Annotated in this window: 15 protein-coding genes and 1 pseudogene; 10 read left to right on the plus strand and 6 right to left on the minus strand. The window is 61.6% G+C overall.

Annotated features, from left to right (window positions below; genetic code table 11):
* The first annotated feature begins 141 nt into the window (after positions 1 to 141).
* From ACY8D3_RS19255 to ACY8D3_RS19265, 3 genes are all read left to right on the plus strand, one after another.
* On the plus strand, positions 142 to 1,203 hold the full coding sequence (locus tag ACY8D3_RS19255) for an HlyD family secretion protein (protein ID WP_462380436.1): 1,062 nt from the start codon (positions 142 to 144) through the stop codon (positions 1,201 to 1,203).
* On the plus strand, positions 1,203 to 2,219 hold the full coding sequence (locus ACY8D3_RS19260; protein ID WP_462380437.1) for a DUF2955 domain-containing protein: 1,017 nt from the start codon (positions 1,203 to 1,205) through the stop codon (positions 2,217 to 2,219). The genes ACY8D3_RS19255 and ACY8D3_RS19260 overlap by 1 nt, the downstream gene beginning before the upstream one ends.
* 75 nt (positions 2,220 to 2,294) lie before the next feature.
* A complete protein-coding gene (locus ACY8D3_RS19265; protein ID WP_462380438.1) occupies positions 2,295 to 2,978 on the plus strand; it encodes a YoaK family protein in 684 nt (227 codons plus the stop codon).
* 33 nt (positions 2,979 to 3,011) lie between these two features.
* Here ACY8D3_RS19265 and ACY8D3_RS19270 read toward each other — a convergent pair whose 3' ends face one another.
* From ACY8D3_RS19270 to phoB, 3 genes are all read right to left on the minus strand, one after another.
* Positions 3,012 to 4,388 carry a hemolysin family protein gene (locus ACY8D3_RS19270; RefSeq protein ID WP_462380439.1) on the minus strand — a complete coding sequence of 459 codons (1,377 nt, stop codon included), beginning with the start codon at positions 4,386 to 4,388 and terminating at the stop codon, positions 3,012 to 3,014.
* Positions 4,389 to 4,601: 213 nt separating this feature from the next.
* Entirely contained in the window at positions 4,602 to 5,903 is a 1,302-nt protein-coding gene (phoR, locus tag ACY8D3_RS19275; protein ID WP_462380440.1) for a phosphate regulon sensor histidine kinase PhoR, read from the minus strand.
* 12 nt (positions 5,904 to 5,915) lie between these two features.
* Positions 5,916 to 6,605, minus strand: coding sequence for a phosphate regulon transcriptional regulator PhoB (phoB, locus tag ACY8D3_RS19280; RefSeq protein ID WP_462380441.1), 690 nt, complete (start codon positions 6,603 to 6,605; stop codon positions 5,916 to 5,918).
* A gap of 151 nt (positions 6,606 to 6,756) precedes the next feature.
* Here phoB and ACY8D3_RS19285 point away from each other — a divergent pair, with 151 nt between their 5' ends.
* From ACY8D3_RS19285 to ACY8D3_RS19315, 7 genes and pseudogenes are all read left to right on the plus strand, one after another.
* The gene (locus tag ACY8D3_RS19285) at positions 6,757 to 7,539 is read left to right on the plus strand and encodes an IclR family transcriptional regulator (RefSeq protein WP_462380442.1); all 783 of its coding nucleotides are present in this window, start codon (positions 6,757 to 6,759) and stop codon (positions 7,537 to 7,539) included.
* A complete protein-coding gene (locus ACY8D3_RS19290) occupies positions 7,536 to 8,471 on the plus strand; it encodes a 2-dehydro-3-deoxygalactonokinase (protein WP_462380443.1) in 936 nt (311 codons plus the stop codon). The genes ACY8D3_RS19285 and ACY8D3_RS19290 overlap by 4 nt, the downstream gene beginning before the upstream one ends.
* Positions 8,472 to 8,485: 14 nt before the next feature.
* Positions 8,486 to 9,109: a 2-dehydro-3-deoxy-6-phosphogalactonate aldolase gene (locus ACY8D3_RS19295; RefSeq protein ID WP_462380444.1), complete on the plus strand. Its 624-nt coding sequence runs from the start codon at positions 8,486 to 8,488 to the stop codon at positions 9,107 to 9,109.
* A gap of 41 nt (positions 9,110 to 9,150) precedes the next feature.
* Complete coding sequence (gene dgoD, locus ACY8D3_RS19300) at positions 9,151 to 10,299, plus strand: galactonate dehydratase (RefSeq protein WP_462380445.1); 1,149 nt, start codon at positions 9,151 to 9,153, stop codon at positions 10,297 to 10,299.
* 733 nt (positions 10,300 to 11,032) lie between these two features.
* Positions 11,033 to 12,352, plus strand: coding sequence for an MFS transporter (locus ACY8D3_RS19305; protein WP_462380446.1), 1,320 nt, complete (start codon positions 11,033 to 11,035; stop codon positions 12,350 to 12,352).
* Between the two features lie 312 nt (positions 12,353 to 12,664).
* Positions 12,665 to 13,441: a transporter substrate-binding domain-containing protein gene (locus ACY8D3_RS19310; protein WP_462380447.1), complete on the plus strand. Its 777-nt coding sequence runs from the start codon at positions 12,665 to 12,667 to the stop codon at positions 13,439 to 13,441.
* 142 nt (positions 13,442 to 13,583) lie between these two features.
* Positions 13,584 to 14,213 (plus strand): annotated as a pseudogene (locus ACY8D3_RS19315) (amino acid ABC transporter permease); the annotation flags it as partial.
* 57 nt (positions 14,214 to 14,270) lie between these two features.
* Here the strand turns inward: ACY8D3_RS19315 and ubiA are convergent.
* The 3 genes from ubiA to glcC all read right to left on the minus strand — a co-directional run bounded on the left by ubiA (position 14,271) and on the right by glcC (position 16,623).
* Positions 14,271 to 15,215, minus strand: a complete 945-nt coding sequence (gene ubiA, locus ACY8D3_RS19320; protein WP_462380448.1) for a 4-hydroxybenzoate octaprenyltransferase — start codon at positions 15,213 to 15,215, stop codon at positions 14,271 to 14,273.
* A gap of 13 nt (positions 15,216 to 15,228) precedes the next feature.
* On the minus strand, positions 15,229 to 15,771 hold the full coding sequence (locus ACY8D3_RS19325) for a chorismate--pyruvate lyase family protein (protein ID WP_462380449.1): 543 nt from the start codon (positions 15,769 to 15,771) through the stop codon (positions 15,229 to 15,231).
* Between the two features lie 78 nt (positions 15,772 to 15,849).
* Entirely contained in the window at positions 15,850 to 16,623 is a 774-nt protein-coding gene (gene glcC, locus ACY8D3_RS19330) for a transcriptional regulator GlcC (RefSeq protein WP_462380450.1), read from the minus strand.
* Positions 16,624 to 16,689 lie beyond the last annotated feature (66 nt).

Here is a 16,689-nt window from a genome sequence, read left to right on the forward strand (position 1 = left end):
GCATTGGGCTGACTGTCGCATTGGAGTAACACTGCGTTGTCAGGCCGTGGATCGGTCGATTCGTAAAGACCCGTTACAATAGCGCCTATTTCCGACCAGGACGCTCGGTCTTGGTGGCTTTCCGATTCTCCGAGGAACCCAATGACTCCAGATCAACGATTCGCCCGGCGCGTGCGAGTCGCGATTGCCGCATTCATATTGCTGTTTGTTTATTTCCTGATCGCCGATCTCTGGATGCCACTCACCCCTCAGGCCCAATTGACGAGGCCAGTGCTCCGCGTAGCGCCACAGGTAAGTGGTCAGGTAATTGCGGTCGAGATCGCCAACAATCAACATGTGACAGCGGGGCAAGTCCTGTTTCGGCTGGATCCCGAACCCTTCGACCTGGACGTTCGCGCAGCCGAATTGGCGCTCGCACAGGCTGGCCAGAACAATCGCCAGCTCGATGCCGGGCTAGCGGCTGCCCGCGCAGACGAACGCGCGGCGCAGGCGGAGGCGTCCGAACTTGCCCGCGAGTTGCAACGCCTGTCGCGCCTGCTGAGCAGCCAAAACGTGTCACGGCAGCAATACGAGCAAACCGAGGCGCGCCGTCGTGCCGCCGATGCCCGGTTGGCGTCCGCCCAGGCGCGAATCAAGGAGCTCGAAGCCCAACGCGGTGAACACGGCCGGGACAACCTGGCCATCCAGCGGGCCGAGAACAGCCTAGCCCAGGCAAGGCTACGCCGAGCCTATAGCGAGATTCGGGCAGATCGCGACGGCACGGTGAGTAACCTGCAACTGTCCACAGGCGCTTTTCTCGGTGCGGGCACGCCTGTCGCGGCGCTGGTGAGCGACGAGGTCGACATCAGTGCCGATTTCCGCGAAAAGAGCCTGCGACACGTACTACCGGGTGATAAGGCGGGTGTCGTCTTCGATGCCTTGCCTGGTCACGTCTTTACCGGACACGTATCGGCGTTGGATGCCGGTGTCCGCGCCGGCCAGTACGATGCAAACGGTGATCTCGCTGCACCACCGAATTCGGATCGCTGGGTGCGCGATGCCCAGCGTCTGCGGTTGCATGTGGTACTCGACGAACCGCTCGCCGTACCGCTGCCGAGCGGTGCACGCGCAACCGTGCAGTTGTACCCGCATACGTCGGCGGTCGGCGGTTTGTTTGGGTGGTTGCAGATCCATTTCATCAGTCTGCTGCACTACATCTACTAATGGCAGCCAAGGCGCTCGACGAGAACGGCCTGAGGCAGTGCTTGCGCATTGCTGGCGGCGGTACGCTGGGCCTCACGATCAGCAAGTTGGCCGGTTGGGACTTCGGTTCGTTTTTCTGCGTGATGCCGATCCTGCTGCTTGGCCTGGTGCCGATGCTCACCGCCCACGTGGTGCGGCAGTTCCTCGCGCTGACGGCACTGGCATGCCTCGAGACGCTGGTGATCTACGGGCTCTTCGGCGACAGGCCCGGCCTGATGATTCTGTTGGCGTTTGCCTCGTTCTTCTGGCGGTTCTGGCTCATGGCGACGGGGCCGCTGTTCCTGTTTGGGGCGATGGGTATCGTCTTTCTGTCGATCCTTCTGCATTTCGCGAGCTATCCCGACACGCACCTGTACGACATGATTGCCAGCCAGCTCGTGGCGGCGGTACTGACAGTCGGTATCGCTTTCCTGATGTTCTATCTGTTCCCGGATGTCGAACCTCGCAAGCCGCCGCAGCCGCAACCCAAGGACGTCGCCACCCGACGCCACCAGGCGCTGCTGGGTGCCATGATCGCGACACTGTCCTTCGTGGTGTTTCAGGTGTTCAACCTGCGTGATTCGCTGTCGGCGCAGGTGGCGTCCATCCTCGTGCTCTTTCCCATGCACTGGCACGGTATCCGCTTTGCCGGGCGAATCAGAGCGCTGGGGACGCTGGTAGGCTGTGCCATCGGCCTGGCGCTTCAGATGATCCTGATCGATCACTTCAATGTGCTGCCGCTGGTGACCCTCATCTACTGGCTCGCACTGATGTACTGCGCGCGCATACACGTCCGGGAGGGCACACAGGGTATTGGCTTCGGCGCACTGACCACTCTCGCGATCGTGTTCGGGCAGTACCTCACGCCGAACCAGGACGTCGTCTATGCCATCGCCTACCGGTTGAGCTCAGTGAGCGTGGCGGTGCTATTGACGCTGCTCACGGTTTATGTGGTCCACACAACGCTGAATCGCTTCGAGTCGACGCGGCACGCCTGACACGTCGATGGCGTGGTTGTTCGCTGTCGGCTTGTGCGGCGAGAATGCGGGATGCTAACGGCCCCAGGATCACCCATGCCCTCTACCAGTTCCGTCCCCGAGCCACACCGAACCCATCAACACCGGGTGGGTGTAACTCTCGTGGCGCTGCTCTCGGTGTTGGCTGGCATGACGGACGCCATCGGCTTTCTCGCCACCGGCGACTACGTGTCATTCATGAGTGGCAACACCACCCGGCTGGCGATCGGTGTCGGTGAATGGCGACACGAAACGACACTGCGCCTGGCGCTCGCGGTATTGGCGTTTGTGTTCGGAAACGCGCTGGGTGTCGTGATGGTGCGGGTCTGCGGGCGACGAGCCTTTCCGATGTTGTTGCTCATCGGCGCCGTGCTGATTGCAGTGGCCTTCGCGCCTGCGACAAGTTGGCCCGCGCTGATGGCGGCGATCGTCAGCATGGGCATGCTCAATGCTGCAGTGGAGCAGGTGAACGGTTCGCCTGTCGGACTGACGTACGTCACAGGTGGGCTGTCACGGCTCGGGCGCGGTATTGGCCGATGGATCCTGGGTGAAGGGTCAACGCAATGGCTCAACCAGCTGGTGCCCTGGTTTGGCATGTTCGGCGGCGCCGTCCTTGGAACCGTCCTGCACACGCACTACGGCACGCTGGCCATGACGGGTAGCGGCGCCCTGGCCATATTACTCGCCTTGATCTTCATGGTCGTGCCGCGTACCTGGCAGCTGCAGTACCTGTCGCGCTAGATGGCTGTGTGGCGGCCTCAGGGCTTGCAGCGATCAGTCGTCCTGCTCGGCACGATGCCGGCCGCCATCCCGGTTCTTCGGGTCGACCTTCAGGACCTTCGCCAGGACGATCTTGGGCCCCTTCATCTTCTTGATGATGATGCGTAGACCTTCGGTCTCCAGCACCTCGTCCTCTTCCGGCACGCGCTTGAGCGCGTCGTAGACCATGCCTGCCAGTGTTTCGGCTTCCAAATGGTCAAGATCGATGTCCAGCAGGCGCTCGACCTTGAATAGCGGTGTGTCACCCCGCACGAGGAGCTTGCCGGGCTTGTACGCCACGATGCCGCGCTCGGCCTTGCGGTGCTCGTCCTGGATATCTCCTACGAGGGCTTCGAGTACGTCTTCCATGGTGAGGTAGCCGACGACCTTATGGTCGGCCTCCTCGACGAGCGCGAAGTGGGCGCCACCCTTGCGGAACGTCTCGAGAAGGTCGGACAGTGGCATGTTGCGCCACACGCGCTCGACCGGATGCATCAGCTCGGTCGGGTCGAAGGCCGATGGCAGCATTTCCAGCAGGGACAGTTCGAGCAATAGGTCCTTCACATGAAGGACGCCCACAAACTGGCCCTTGGCTTCGTCGTAGACCGGATAGCGGCTGTACTTGTGGCGCCGGAAGATGGCGAATAGCTCGTCCAGCGGCGTATCGGTATGAATATAGACGAGGTCCTCGCGAGAGTTTGCCCAATCCACCACTTCCAGTTCACCCAATTCCACGGCTGAAGCCAGCACGCGCATGTCCTGGTCGCTCGGATCGTGAGCGCGGCTGGAGTGCAGGATCAGCTTGAGTTCTTCGCGACTGTAAAGGTGTTCATGGGATACCGCATCCTGACCGGCAATACGCAGGATCCCGTTGGCGCTGGCGTTCAGCAGGTAGATCGCGGGGTACATCACCCAGTAGAAGGTATAGAGCGGCGCAGCCGTCCACAGGGACAGGGCTTCGGGTTTGCGGATCGCCCACGATTTGGGTGCCAGCTCACCTACCACGATGTGCAGGTACGAAATGATGAAGAACGCTGTGAAGAAAGCGGCGGCATGCACCAGTGCCGGCGTATCCAGACCAATGTGGGCGAACAGCGGTTCAAGCAGGTGCGCAAAGGCCGGCTCACCGACCCAGCCCAGCCCCAGTGACGCCAGCGTGATCCCCAGCTGGCAGGCGGAAAGGTAGGCATCGAGCTGATTGTGCACCTTGCGCAGGATGCGACCGCGCCAACCGTGAACCTTGGCAATGGCTTCGACACGCGTGGCGCGGAGCTTGACCATGGCGAACTCGGCGGCAACGAAGAAGCCGTTGAGCAGGACCAGGAAGAGGGCGAAAAGGATCAGGCCGAAATCGGCGAGGTAGACCGAAACAAGACTAGGAGAAGGGTCCATGGGCGTAGGAGGTAGAACGTCCTTTCAGGTGAGAACGGAGTAGGGCAGTCCAGCGCAGTTCCTTGCCGGGTGCACAGATGTAGCTGCCGGAAAAGGCCTGGTCGCGCGCGCGGAGGCCTGTCTTTCGGACAGCTCTACAGATACGGGTTGTAACACAGGCTTTCAAGCCCTTTTGTCGTACAACGGCTTTGTATACGCGTACAGGTTGGGATCTCAGCCCTCGATCACCTGCGACAGAGGGAAGCAGCACGTGAAGGTACTGCCCTTTTTGAGGGTGCTTTGAATGTCCAGCTTGCCCTTGTGGCGCAATAGCACGTGCTTGACGATAGCAAGCCCAAGCCCCGTTCCGCCGGTCTTGCTGGCACGGCTGGAGTCCACACGGTAGAAACGTTCGGTCAGCCGAGGCAAATGCTTTGCCTCGATGCCGGGGCCGTTATCTTCAACGGACAGATACGCACCTTTTTCATCTCTCCACCAGCGGATGCGGATCTCACCCTTGTCCGGCGTGTACTTGACCGCGTTGAAGACGAGGTTGGAAAACGCGCTTCGTAGCTCGGTCTCGCTGCCCTTGAGATTCAGCGCAGCATCGGCATCGAGGGTGATGCGATGAGCACGCTCACCGGAGAGTGCCTGGGCATCGGTCTTGATCGCACTCAGCAGACGGACGACTGGAATGGGCTGATTGTCCGAGGGGTAATCCGTGGCTTCCAGCTTCGCGAGCAGTAGCAGGTCATTGAGCAGATGCTGCATGCGGGTGGCCTGCTGCTGCATTTGTTCCATGGCGCGACGCCACCGCGGATGCACGCCTTCGCTGTTGTCCAGCAGGGTTTCAAGATAGCCCGTGATGACGGTTAGCGGCGTGCGCAACTCGTGCGAGACGTTGGCGACGAAGTCCTTGCGCATCTGCTCGAGCTGATGCATGCGCGTGACGTCACGGACGATCAACAGGTGTTCGTCGTTGCCGTAACGTGTGATGGTGAACTGTACGCGAACCGCATCATTGACTGGCGATGCGATCTCCAGCGGTACCGAATGGTTGCCGTGCTCGAAGTAGTCCTTGAACTGTGGGTGCCGGAGAAGGTTGGCGATCGGCTGCCCGACATCCTGTTTCTCCTTGAGCCCTAGCAGGCTTTCCGCTGCCGGGTTCCACCATTCGAGGTTACCGGCGTTGTCGACCATGATGACGGCGTCACGCAACGCGGTCGTCGATTCCTGTGCCCGGTCGATGATGGCCTGCAGGCGGTCGCGCGCCTGGCGGCTGCGACGCTGCAGGTGGTAGACGTGATCGAACAGCTCTTCCCAAAGGCCCTTGGCTTCAGGCACGTCCGCTTCGAGATCGGCCTTTTCCAGCCAGGCCCGCAAGCGCATCAGGTCACGAAGGAGCCAGGCAATATAGGCCGCCAGTACGGTAGCCATGCTCCAACCGTACGCGCCGGTAATAACACCGAGTACCAGTGCAACGACGACGATAATGATGAGATGGCGTGTCAGCAGGCTACGCCAGTTGCTGTTCAAGTGGACTTCTCTTTAGACCTTCACGGAGAAACGATAACCGGTCCCGCGAACGGTTTGCACCAGATTCTCGTGGGCTTCGCCCAACGCCTTGCGCAGGCGGCGGATATGGACGTCCACGGTGCGCTCTTCGACATAGACGTTACCGCCCCAGACCTGATCGAGCAGTTGACCGCGGGTGTAGGCGCGTTCCTGGTGCGTCATGAAGAATTGCAGCAGCCGGTATTCCGTAGGCCCCATCTCGGCCGGACGGCCATCGATGGTGACGCGGTGGCTGATCGGATCCAGTAACAAGCCACCGACCTCGATCGGCGTTTCGTTATCCGCGTGGCCGGTCCGGCGCAGTACCGCCTTCAGGCGTGCAACCAGCTCACGTGGCGAGAACGGCTTGGTGATGTAGTCATCAGCGCCAACTTCGAGGCCCTGAATCTTGTTGTCCTCATCACCCTTGGCCGTGAGCATGATGATGGGGACGTCGCTGGTCAGCTCGTCGCGCTTCAGGCGCCTGGCCAGCTCGATGCCGGACGTGCCAGGCAGCATCCAGTCGAGCAGGATCAGGTCGGGCTTGCGATCCACGATCAGGGCATGCGCCTGTTGAGTGTTCTCCGCTTCGAGGCAGTCATAGCCCGCCATTTCCAGCGCTACAGCGATCATTTCCCGGATGGGCGCCTCGTCGTCAACGATGAGGATGCTTTTTCCCGCCATGCTCCTGCCTCAAGTCCATACATTTCAGCGATGCATTAGATAACGGTTTTGTTGCAGTGATGTGACAAGTGTAACCTACGATGTGTCCCATATATTGGGATGAACTTTCATATATTGAGATTATCGAAGCAGAACCCTAGGATGAGTGCCTATGACTGAACACAACAACAATGCACCGGCTGGCGCCCAGGCTTTGTTTCGTGGCCTGGCGGTGATCGAAGCTGTCGCCGGAGGCGCGCGCAGCCTGCAGCGCATCGGTGAAGCCATCGGTTGCACACGCAGCACAACGCACCGCCTCGTCTCGGCCCTGTCACAGGCGGGCTACCTTCGCAATCTGGACGGTGAGTACGTGCTCGGTGCTCGGCTGATCGAACTGGGCTTCCGGGCACAGGCGCAACTGCCGCTGGTCGACCTCGCCCGTCCACACCTGCGAGCCCTTTCGAATCACTGTGGTGACACCGTCCACCTCGGCGTGCGCGAGCACGACGATGTGTTCTACCTCGACAAGATGTCCGGCGGACGCGGCCTTGAAATGCGCTCGCGTATCGGCATGCGCATGCCGCTCGCCCTCACGGGGGTCGGCAAGGCCCTCATGCTCGACCTCGGCGAAAGCGAATGGGCACGGCTCTACGACGCGGGCGTGTCGCGTCGCAGCGGCCCGGGGCTGCGGGACGAGTTCACGCCCTGGGCGGATTACCTGAGCCAGATGAAGCGCTACGCGCAAGGCGGATACAGCCTGGATCTTGAAGAGAACGAGCTGGGTATCCGCTGCGTTGCGGCGCCGATACGGGACGCGTCCGGCGCAATCGTCGCGGCCCTGTCCGTCGCCAGTGCCATCACCTACATGCCCGAACCCCGTCTTGAAGAGTTGCGTCCCGCTGTCATCGAGACGGCTGGTGTCATTTCACGCGAACTTGGCTGGAGGCCGTCATGAGTGCGCTCATCGCTCTGGATTGGGGCACCTCGTCGCTGCGTGCGCAGCGCCTGAACGCAGACGGCCAGACCGTCGAAACCCGCTCACGCCCCTGGGGCATCATGCATACCCCGAATGGCGACTTCGCTGCGGCCTTCCGTACGTTGGTCGGCGACTGGCGCGAAGCGTGGCCGGACATGCCGGCGCTCGCCTGCGGCATGATCGGCAGCCGTAACGGCTGGCGCGAAGTGCCCTACGTCGACGCGCCCGCCGATGCCGTGCAACTCGCGGCCGGCCTGCTGCACTTCGATAGCGGTTGCGGCGGCCTTCATCTCGTACCGGGGGTGATGCAGCGTGGATCGCTGCCGAATGTACTTCGCGGCGAAGAAACCCAGGTATTCGGCGCGCTGCAGAAGTGCCCTGAACTGGTCGATCATGGATTGCTGCTCCTGCCCGGTACGCACAGCAAATGGGTGACCGTGCGCCAGGGGCGACTCGAACACTTCTCAACCTTCATGACCGGTGAGTTGTTCGCCGTATTGCGTGATCACTCGATTCTGGGTCGCCCCGCGCGCGACGAAGCGGCGGTAGCGTCCGTGGAGGCCTTCCACCGAGGCCTGGCGATCGCGCGTGATGCGGGGCCGGAAGGCATCGCGTCGCGGCTCTTCAGCACACGCAGCCTGTATCTCGCAGAACAATTACCGGCTTCACATACGCTCGATTTCCTCTCAGGGCTATTGATCGGCGAGGAAATGCGCAGCGTCGTGGCCTCGCTGAAAGGCGAGCGGTGCCCACCGCTGGTGCTAATTGGCGATCCATCGCTCTGCGACCGCTATCGAGTCGCCCTCGATTTCTTTGCCCTGGGCGAGTCTCGCCATCTCGAAGACGCCACCCGCGCCGGCCTTTGGCGCATCGCTGGGGCCGCCGGCCTCGTGGCGCCGACCGCGCCCTGACCTGGAGACGCACCATGATCCATGACTATCTTTCGTCCCTTCCTTTGATTGCCATCCTGCGCGGCGTTACCCCCGACGAGATCGTGCCCGTTGGGCGTGCGCTGTACGAGGCTGGTTTTCGTGTCATCGAAATCCCACTGAATTCGCCCGACCCGCTGGAAAGCACTCGCCGTCTGACGGCGGAGCTGGGCGAACGCTGCCTCGTTGGCGCCGGAACCGTTCTGACCGAACAGCACGTTGCGGACGTCGCCGCCGCCGGCGGCCGCCTGATGGTATCGCCCAACGCCAATCCCGCCGTGATACGAGCCACCAAGGCCGCCGGCCTGGTGAGTGCGCCGGGCGTGGCGACACCCAGTGAAGGCTTCGCCGCCCTCGAGGCGGGCGCGGACGCCTTGAAGCTGTTTCCTGCCGAACAGCTCGGTCCGGCTGTACTGAAGGCCTGGCGTGCGGTGTTCCCGAAAAACCTGCCCATGCTGCCCGTAGGTGGCATTACGCCGGACAACATGACGCCCTACGTCGATGCCGGTGCCAACGGCTTTGGCCTGGGCTCCGCCCTCTACAAACCTGGCCTGACCGCCGAACAGGTCGGCGCAAACGCCGAAGCGTTCGCGTCTGCCTGGCGCTCGCTTCGCGCCTGACGCCACGTCAATCACCCCTTACAAGAACAAAGGGACCCCCCATGAAAATCACCAAGCTTACGACCTACATCGTTCCGCCGCGCTGGTGCTTCCTCAAGATCGAAACCGATGAGGGCATCAGTGGGTGGGGCGAGCCGGTGCTCGAAGGCCGCGCCCATAGCGTCGCGGCCGCCGTCGAAGAACTCGGCGAGTATCTGATCGGCAAAGATCCTCGCCAGATCGAGGATCACTGGACGGTGCTCTACCGCGGCGGTTTCTACCGGGGTGGTGGTATCCATATGAGCGCGCTGGCCGGAATCGACCAGGCGCTCTGGGACATCAAGGGCAAGGCCCTGGGTGTGCCGGTACACGAACTGCTCGGCGGCCAGGTACGCGACAGCATCCGCGTCTATTCCTGGATCGGTGGCGACCGTCCGGCCGAAACCGCAGCGCATGCCCTCGAGCGCAAGGAGAAGGGCTTTACTGCCATCAAGATGAACGCATCCGAAGAGATGCAGTTCGTCGATACCTACGACAAGGTCGACCAGGTCATCGCCAACGTCGCGGCGATTCGTGATGCCTGTGGCCCGCACTTCGGCATCGGCGTTGATTTCCACGGTCGCGTTCACAAGCCCATGGCGAAGGTGCTCATCAAGGAGCTCGAGCCCTACCGCCTCATGTTCATCGAAGAGCCCGTGCTCAGCGAGAACTACGAAGCGCTGAAGGAAATCGCGCTCATGTCCAATACGCCAATCGCCCTCGGCGAGCGCCTCTATTCCCGCTGGGACTTCAAGCGCATCCTGCAGGACGGGTACGTCGACATCCTCCAGCCCGATCCTTCCCATGCCGGCGGTATCACCGAAACGCGCAAGATCGCCAACATGGCCGAGGCCTACGACGTCGCTATCGCCCTGCATTGCCCGCTCGGGCCCATCGCCCTGGCCGTGAACCTGCAGCTGGACGCCAACTGCTACAACGCCTTCATCCAGGAGCAAAGCCTCGGCATCCACTACAACCAGGGCAACGACCTGCTCGACTACATCAAGAACCCGGAAGTCTTCGACTACGCCGATGGCCACGTAAAGATCCCGCAGGCGCCCGGGCTGGGTGTCGAGGTGAACGAGGAATTCGTGAAGGAAAGGGCCGCTGTTGGGCATCGCTGGCGCAATCCCATTTGGCGGCATAAGGACGGCAGTTTTGCCGAATGGTGAAACATGGCTTCTGAGCTGCTGCGCTTGACGATGCTGCGTTGGAAGGGTTTTCGGACTGCTCATGCACTCCATGTGCACTGCGCTTCCTCGACTGTTTCCGCCTTGCCTCGTCTGCGCTCGCGACGCCCAGAAGCCATGTTTGAGAACGGCGGGCTGCTGCGCTTGACGATGCTGCGTTGGAAACACGCTCGGCGTGCTCATGCACTCCATGTGCACTGCGCGTCCTCGCCTGTTTCCGCCTTGCCTCGTCTATGTTCGCGACGGCCAGAAGCCATGTTTGAAAACGGTGGGCTGCTGCTGCCCTTGACGATGCTGCGTTGGAAACGCGCTCGGCGTGCTCATGCACTCCATGTGCACTGCGCATCCTCGACTGTTTCCGCCTTGCCTCGTCTGCGCTCGCGACGCCCAGAAGCCATGTTTGAGAACGGCGGGCTGCTGCGCTTGACGATGCTGCGTTGGAAACACGCTCGGCATGCTCATGCACTCCATGTGCACTGCGCGTCCTCGCCTGTTTCCGCCTTGCCTCGTCTGCGCTCGCGACGCCCAGAAGTCATGTCCGGTCGCAGTGCCGCGCCGAGGATGACCTTGGCAGCGCAGGGCACGCGATCCCTCAGGTCAGCCTCGATGAACAGGACTGTACCGGGCACTGGGCTTGTACCGAGTTAACGTCCGCAACCTTCACTTAAACGCTCACTAGATCCGCTCGCAACAACTCCAATACAGGTATCGAGCAATGCAAACCTCCACCACACATTCAGCTGCGTCAGCGGCGGCGGGCCAAGGCAAGCCGACACGTTCACGCTTTTTCATCATGGTGCTGCTGTTCGTCACGGTGGTCATCAACTACCTCGACCGTAGCAACCTTTCCATCGCCGCGCCGCACTTGGCGAAGGACCTGGCCATCGATCCGGTGCATATGGGTCTGGTGCTGTCGGCCTTCGGCTGGACCTACGCCGCCATGCAAATCCCTGGCGGCTGGCTGGTGGACAAGGTGTCGCCGCGCGTGTTGTATCCCTTGGCCATCGGGCTGTGGTCGCTGGCGACCGTTGGGTTGGGCTTCGCCGGTAGCTTCATTGCATTGATCGTATTGCGCCTCGCCGTGGGCGCGCTGGAGGCCCCGGCATATCCGATCAACAATCGTGTAGTAACGACCTGGTTCCCGGAGAGCGAGCGGGCAACCGCTATCGGTTTCTACACCTCTGGACAGTTCGTGGGCCTCGCGTTTCTTACGCCCGTATTGATCTATTTGCAGCAGACGTTCGGCTGGCACATGGTCTTTGTCGTAACCGGCGGCATCGGCATCGTCTGGGCGGTGATCTGGTACGCGGTCTACCGCGAGCCAAAGGATTTCAAGGGTGCGAACGCAGCCGAAATCGAGCTCATCCAGCGCGGCGGTGGCCTGGTCGACCTGGACAAGGCCAACAGCACCAAGCAGCCATTCCAGTGGCGCGATCTGGGTATCGTGCTCACCAAGCGCAAACTGTGGGGTGTCTACCTCGGACAGTTCTGTCTGACCTCCACGCTCTGGTTCTTCCTGACGTGGTTCCCGACTTACCTTGTCCAGTACCGTGGCATGGATTTCATCAAGGCCGGCTTCCTCGCATCAGTGCCGTTCCTCGCGGCGTTCGTCGGCGTGATCTGCTCGGGGCTGGTGTCCGACTGGCTGGTGCGCCGCGGCTACTCACTGGGCGTTGCACGCAAGCTCCCCATCATCAGCGGGTTGCTGATCTCAACGAGCATCTTTGGTGCGAACTACGTCGATACGCCTGCGCTTATCATCACCTGCCTCGCCTTGGCGTTCTTTGGCAACGGCCTGGCGTCGATCACCTGGTCCATGGTGTCGGCCCTGGCACCTGCGCGGTTGCTGGGCCTTACCGGTGGCGTGTTCAACTTCGTGGGTAATCTGTCGGCAATCTGCGTACCGATCGTGATCGGCTTTCTCGTCGAGGGTGACAATTTTGCCCCCGCCATCACCTACATCGCTGTCATGGCCCTGATGGGCGCCTTGAGCTACGGACTGCTTGTGGGCAAGGTCGAGCGGATCGAGGAGTGATCGCCACTCGCGATCGGTAAATCTCCGCAAACCAGATCCGGGCGGCGCCTGTTCCGCTCGGATTTGAACGCTGCTTTTTTAACCCGTGAACCCTCGCAGCGATCACTGCAATCCGCAACGCCCCGGCGCCTGCCGGCCGACCGCGTGGTTTCCAACCCTGAAACTGCTACATTTCCCGGACCGAACCATCGGCCCGGTCGGTTGAGCGCGCTGCAGATGTCCGTTTCGCCCTCAATGGACCTTGTTGCCGCCGCGCCACTCTAATGCGTCCTGGCGGTAGCCACTCCCATCTTGCCCTCATGAGGAACGCACATGCGCCTGATCCACGGGTTCGCTCTTCTGCTTTCGCTGTTCATCGGCACGGCTCACGCCGAGGCGCTGGACGATATCAACAAGCGTGGCACGCTGCGCATTGGCCTGGAAGGCACCTACCCGCCGTTCAACTATCGCGAAGGCGGTCAGCTGACGGGCTTCGAAGTGGAGCTGGCCGAGGCCATCGCCAAGGAGATGGGCGTGAAGCCGGAATTCAGCACCGCCGAGTGGAGCGGGCTGCTGGCGGGACTGCAGGCCAACAAGTACGACGTGGTGCTGAACCAGGTGTCCGTATCCGATCAGCGCCGAAAGGTGTTCGATTTCAGCCAGACCTACACCTATTCAAGCCCGCAACTGGTCGTCCGTGAAGATGAGACGCGCCACTTCGGATCGCTTGAAGACCTAGTTGGATTGAAGCTCGGTGTAGGGCAGGGCACCAACTACGCCGAACAGGCGCGCGCAGTGAAGGGCATCCAAGTGCAGACGTATCCGGGCGCCCCCGAGTACCTGCAGGACCTCGTCGCCAAGCGTATCGATGCTGCACTCAACGACAGCTTGCTCATTCCCTATGCCATCAAGCAGGCGAAGCTGCCGCTCAAGGCCGGTTCACCGGTCGGCGCGCCGACGGAGATGGCGATTCCGTTCCGCAAGAAGAATCCCAAGCTGGAACAAGCGCTCAACGATGCGCTGGATACGCTCAAGGGCAACGGTGAATTCGCACGTATTTCGAACAAGTGGTTCGCCCAGGATGTGAGCCGACCCGCCACGGCCGACTGAGGTCGCGTTACGGCTGCCCGCCTTATGTTTTTGTGATTGACCGCGCGCCTGCCGGGCGCGCCATGCTGGAGTACGCATGGACTGGAGCACCTTCGCACCGACCGAGGTACTGGATAATTGGCTTGGGCTGATGGAGATCGGCTGGCCCTTGCTGATGCAGGGCACGCTGTACACCCTGATGTTCGCCTCCGTCTCCATGGTGCTGGGGCTTACGCTCGGGTTCATCACTGCCGTGGTTCGCGTGGTCAAGGTCCCGCTGCTGGCGCCGCTCTTCGCGATCTACGTGAGCGCCATGCGCGGCACGCCGCTATTGGTGCAGATATTTGTCATCTATTACGGCCTACCCAGCATCGGGATTGAATTCAGCCCCGTGACCGCGGGCATCCTGGCGTTGACGTTGAACGTGGCAGCCTATCTTTCAGAGTCGATGCGCGGCGCGATACTCGGAATCGACAACGGCCAGTGGGAATCGGGTATTTCGATGGGGATGACCTGGTTTCAGGTGCTTTGGCGCATCGTAACGCCGCAGGCGCTTAGGCTCGCGGTGCCGAGCCTGTCGAACAGCCTCATTAGCCTGATCAAGGACACCTCGCTCGTCTCCGTCATCACGGTGACGGAACTGATGCTGGCTACCAAGGAGCTGATCGCCGAGACGTTCCAGCCCCTGCCGCTCTATCTCACCGCGGCGGCTATCTATTGGACCCTCTCATCGCTGTTCGAGCGTCTTCAGCGCTTCCTCGAGCGCCGGCTGACGGCACCCATGAAGCGCTGATCCCTTCGGGCGCTCGCGCCTCGGCCTGCCTGCTCAAGCGGAGTCGTAAGCGTTCGATTACCGGGTAGCGTAGTGCAGGGCGATCCCGACAAGAATGGCGAGGCCTGCCCAGTGGTTGTGCAGGAAGGCCCGAAAGCAGACCATTGGTTCGCGCTTGCGGGTCTTCCAGAACTCCCAGATGAAGCAGCCAGCCGCTACAGCGAGGCCCAGGTGGAACCATCCGCCCAGCTTGAATTGCACGCCGGCCAGGATGAGGCAGAAGAGCGCCAGGAACTGTAGGCCCAGAATGATCGGCCGGTCCGCGTCGCCGAACAGGATGGCTGTCGATTTGATGCCAATTTTCAGGTCGTCTTCCCTGTCCGCCATGGCGTAGTACGTGTCGTAACCTACCGTCCAGACGACGTTCGCGATGAAGAGCAGCCACACCGCTGCCGGCAGCGCGTTCGTTTCAGCGGTGAACGCCATCGGCATGCCCCATGAAAACGCGGCTCCCAGCACGGCTTGTGGGAAATAGGTATAGCGTTTCATAAATGGATAGAGCGCAGCGATTGCGACCGCGCCGAACGAAAGTGCGATGGTAAACGGGTTGGTCATCAGGGCCAGCCCAAAAGCGATCAGCGTCAGGAGTGCCGCGAACCCCAGTGCTTCCTTGGGTGTGACGCGGCCGGTTGCCAGCGGCCGCTCGCGGGTTCGGCTGACATGACCATCGAAATTGCGGTCAGCATAGTCATTGATGACGCACCCGGCGGCGCGCATCAGCACGGTGCCCAGCACGAAGATCACGAGATTCTTGAGGCTTGGAATGCCTTCGGCCGCGATCCACAGTGCCCAAAGCGTGGGCCAGAGCAGCAGGTAGATACCGATTGGCTTGTCCATTCGTGCCAGCACCCAGAAATCGCGCCAACGATGCAGGTACTTGCCCTGGCGAGTAGGGGGCGTTGCGAAAGCCTGGCGGGTGGAAGGCTTGGCCGGTTGGGCAGGCGTTTTGCGCTTTCGGGTCATGATCATGCTCTTGTCATTCGATGGCGTGCGCCGTGTTCGTGTAACGCCACAAGGCAGGTAGGAAAACTTCCATCACCAGGATGCCGAGGCCGTTGCGCTGGAACGTCGAACGACGCGCCCAAAGCGACGCCTGCAGACCGTTAGGCAACCATTGGGGCGGGCAGCACGTAGCAGTTAGAGGGCCGCGCGTGAAGGCGCTGTCGCTGAAAAGCAACTGACCCAGCGATCGGTTACCTAGCGTCGCAAGCGCGACGGGCTCCTGCTGGAGCGCGGTCTCGCCGGCCACGCTACGTGCAAATACCCAAGGCTCTTCGTGGCCACGCAGCAACACTTCCCGGCACCAACCAAGGCTGCCGCTGGGCAGATTCAGCGCATGGCATTCACCGTCCCTGAGCACTTGCCATCCTTCCTGAAGCGGCAGCACGTCGAAGGCCCCACTGGCCAGGTTGGTCAAGCGCTGGGTGAGCGAATCCTGGTCGAAAAGCCAGGAGCGAATCTGAGGTTCCACGTGGAGCAGGGCAGCTTCGGCCTCCCACCGTGGGGGTAAATCCGGCATCGTCACGTCGGCGTCTGGATGAAATGAAGGTGGCGCGAGTGTATCAGGTCGACCGTTCGTTCCGAGCCGGGCAGTAGGTCACTCCCACCCTTCGAGCCGCATGCTTGCGCGTACCAGGCGCTGTTCTTCCTGTTCGATCTCCAGAAGGCTGTCCCGGATGCCGTGGATGTGATCACGCGCGGCGCGCTGTGCCTGGTCGGGTAGCCGATGGATGACGGCATGGTAGAGGCGAGCATGTTGGCGGCCGATCTGCTTCATTCGCGGCGGGCGGTGGTAGAGGTTGTTGACCGAGGCATAAACGGTATTGAGCAGCAAATCCGTCAGGGAGCGCAGCGTGTGAACCAGCACCGGGTTGTGGGACGCCTCGCAGATGGCAAGGTGGAACGCATGGTCGCGTCGGGCATGCTCCCGTGGGTCCAGGCTTTCAAGCTGGTCATGCGCGGCGATCATCTCGTTGTACCGGCGGCCCAGGAGGATGAAATCGGCCTCTGTTCCACGTAGCGCCGCCAATCGGGCAGATTCGGCTTCCAGCAGCACGCGCACCTCGAGCAGATCATACAGCGTGCGCGGCTGGGCGCTGAACAGATGCATCAACGGGCTGGTGTCGCTGGGCGACGATAACTGCGCGACATACGAGCCCTTGCCATGGGCGGTCTCGATAATGCCGCGCCCTCGCAGTACGCGTAGCCCCTCGCGTAGCGCTGATCGCGAAATGCCGAGGCGATCGCAAAGGCGTCGCTCGGAGGGAAGCGCCTGCCCCGTTTTGAGCACGCCGTCCAGGATCAATTGTTCGATGCGCTCGGCGACAACGTCGGCAAGCTGGCGACGATCACCGGTCAGATTGGCTGCCATTGAATGTTTCCTCCAGTGGTCCGACCAGTAAATCGCTATCTAGACCCCGCGTCTAGTTGCCTCTTC

This window comes from Pseudomonas sp. Marseille-QA0892 (assembly GCF_054950135.1).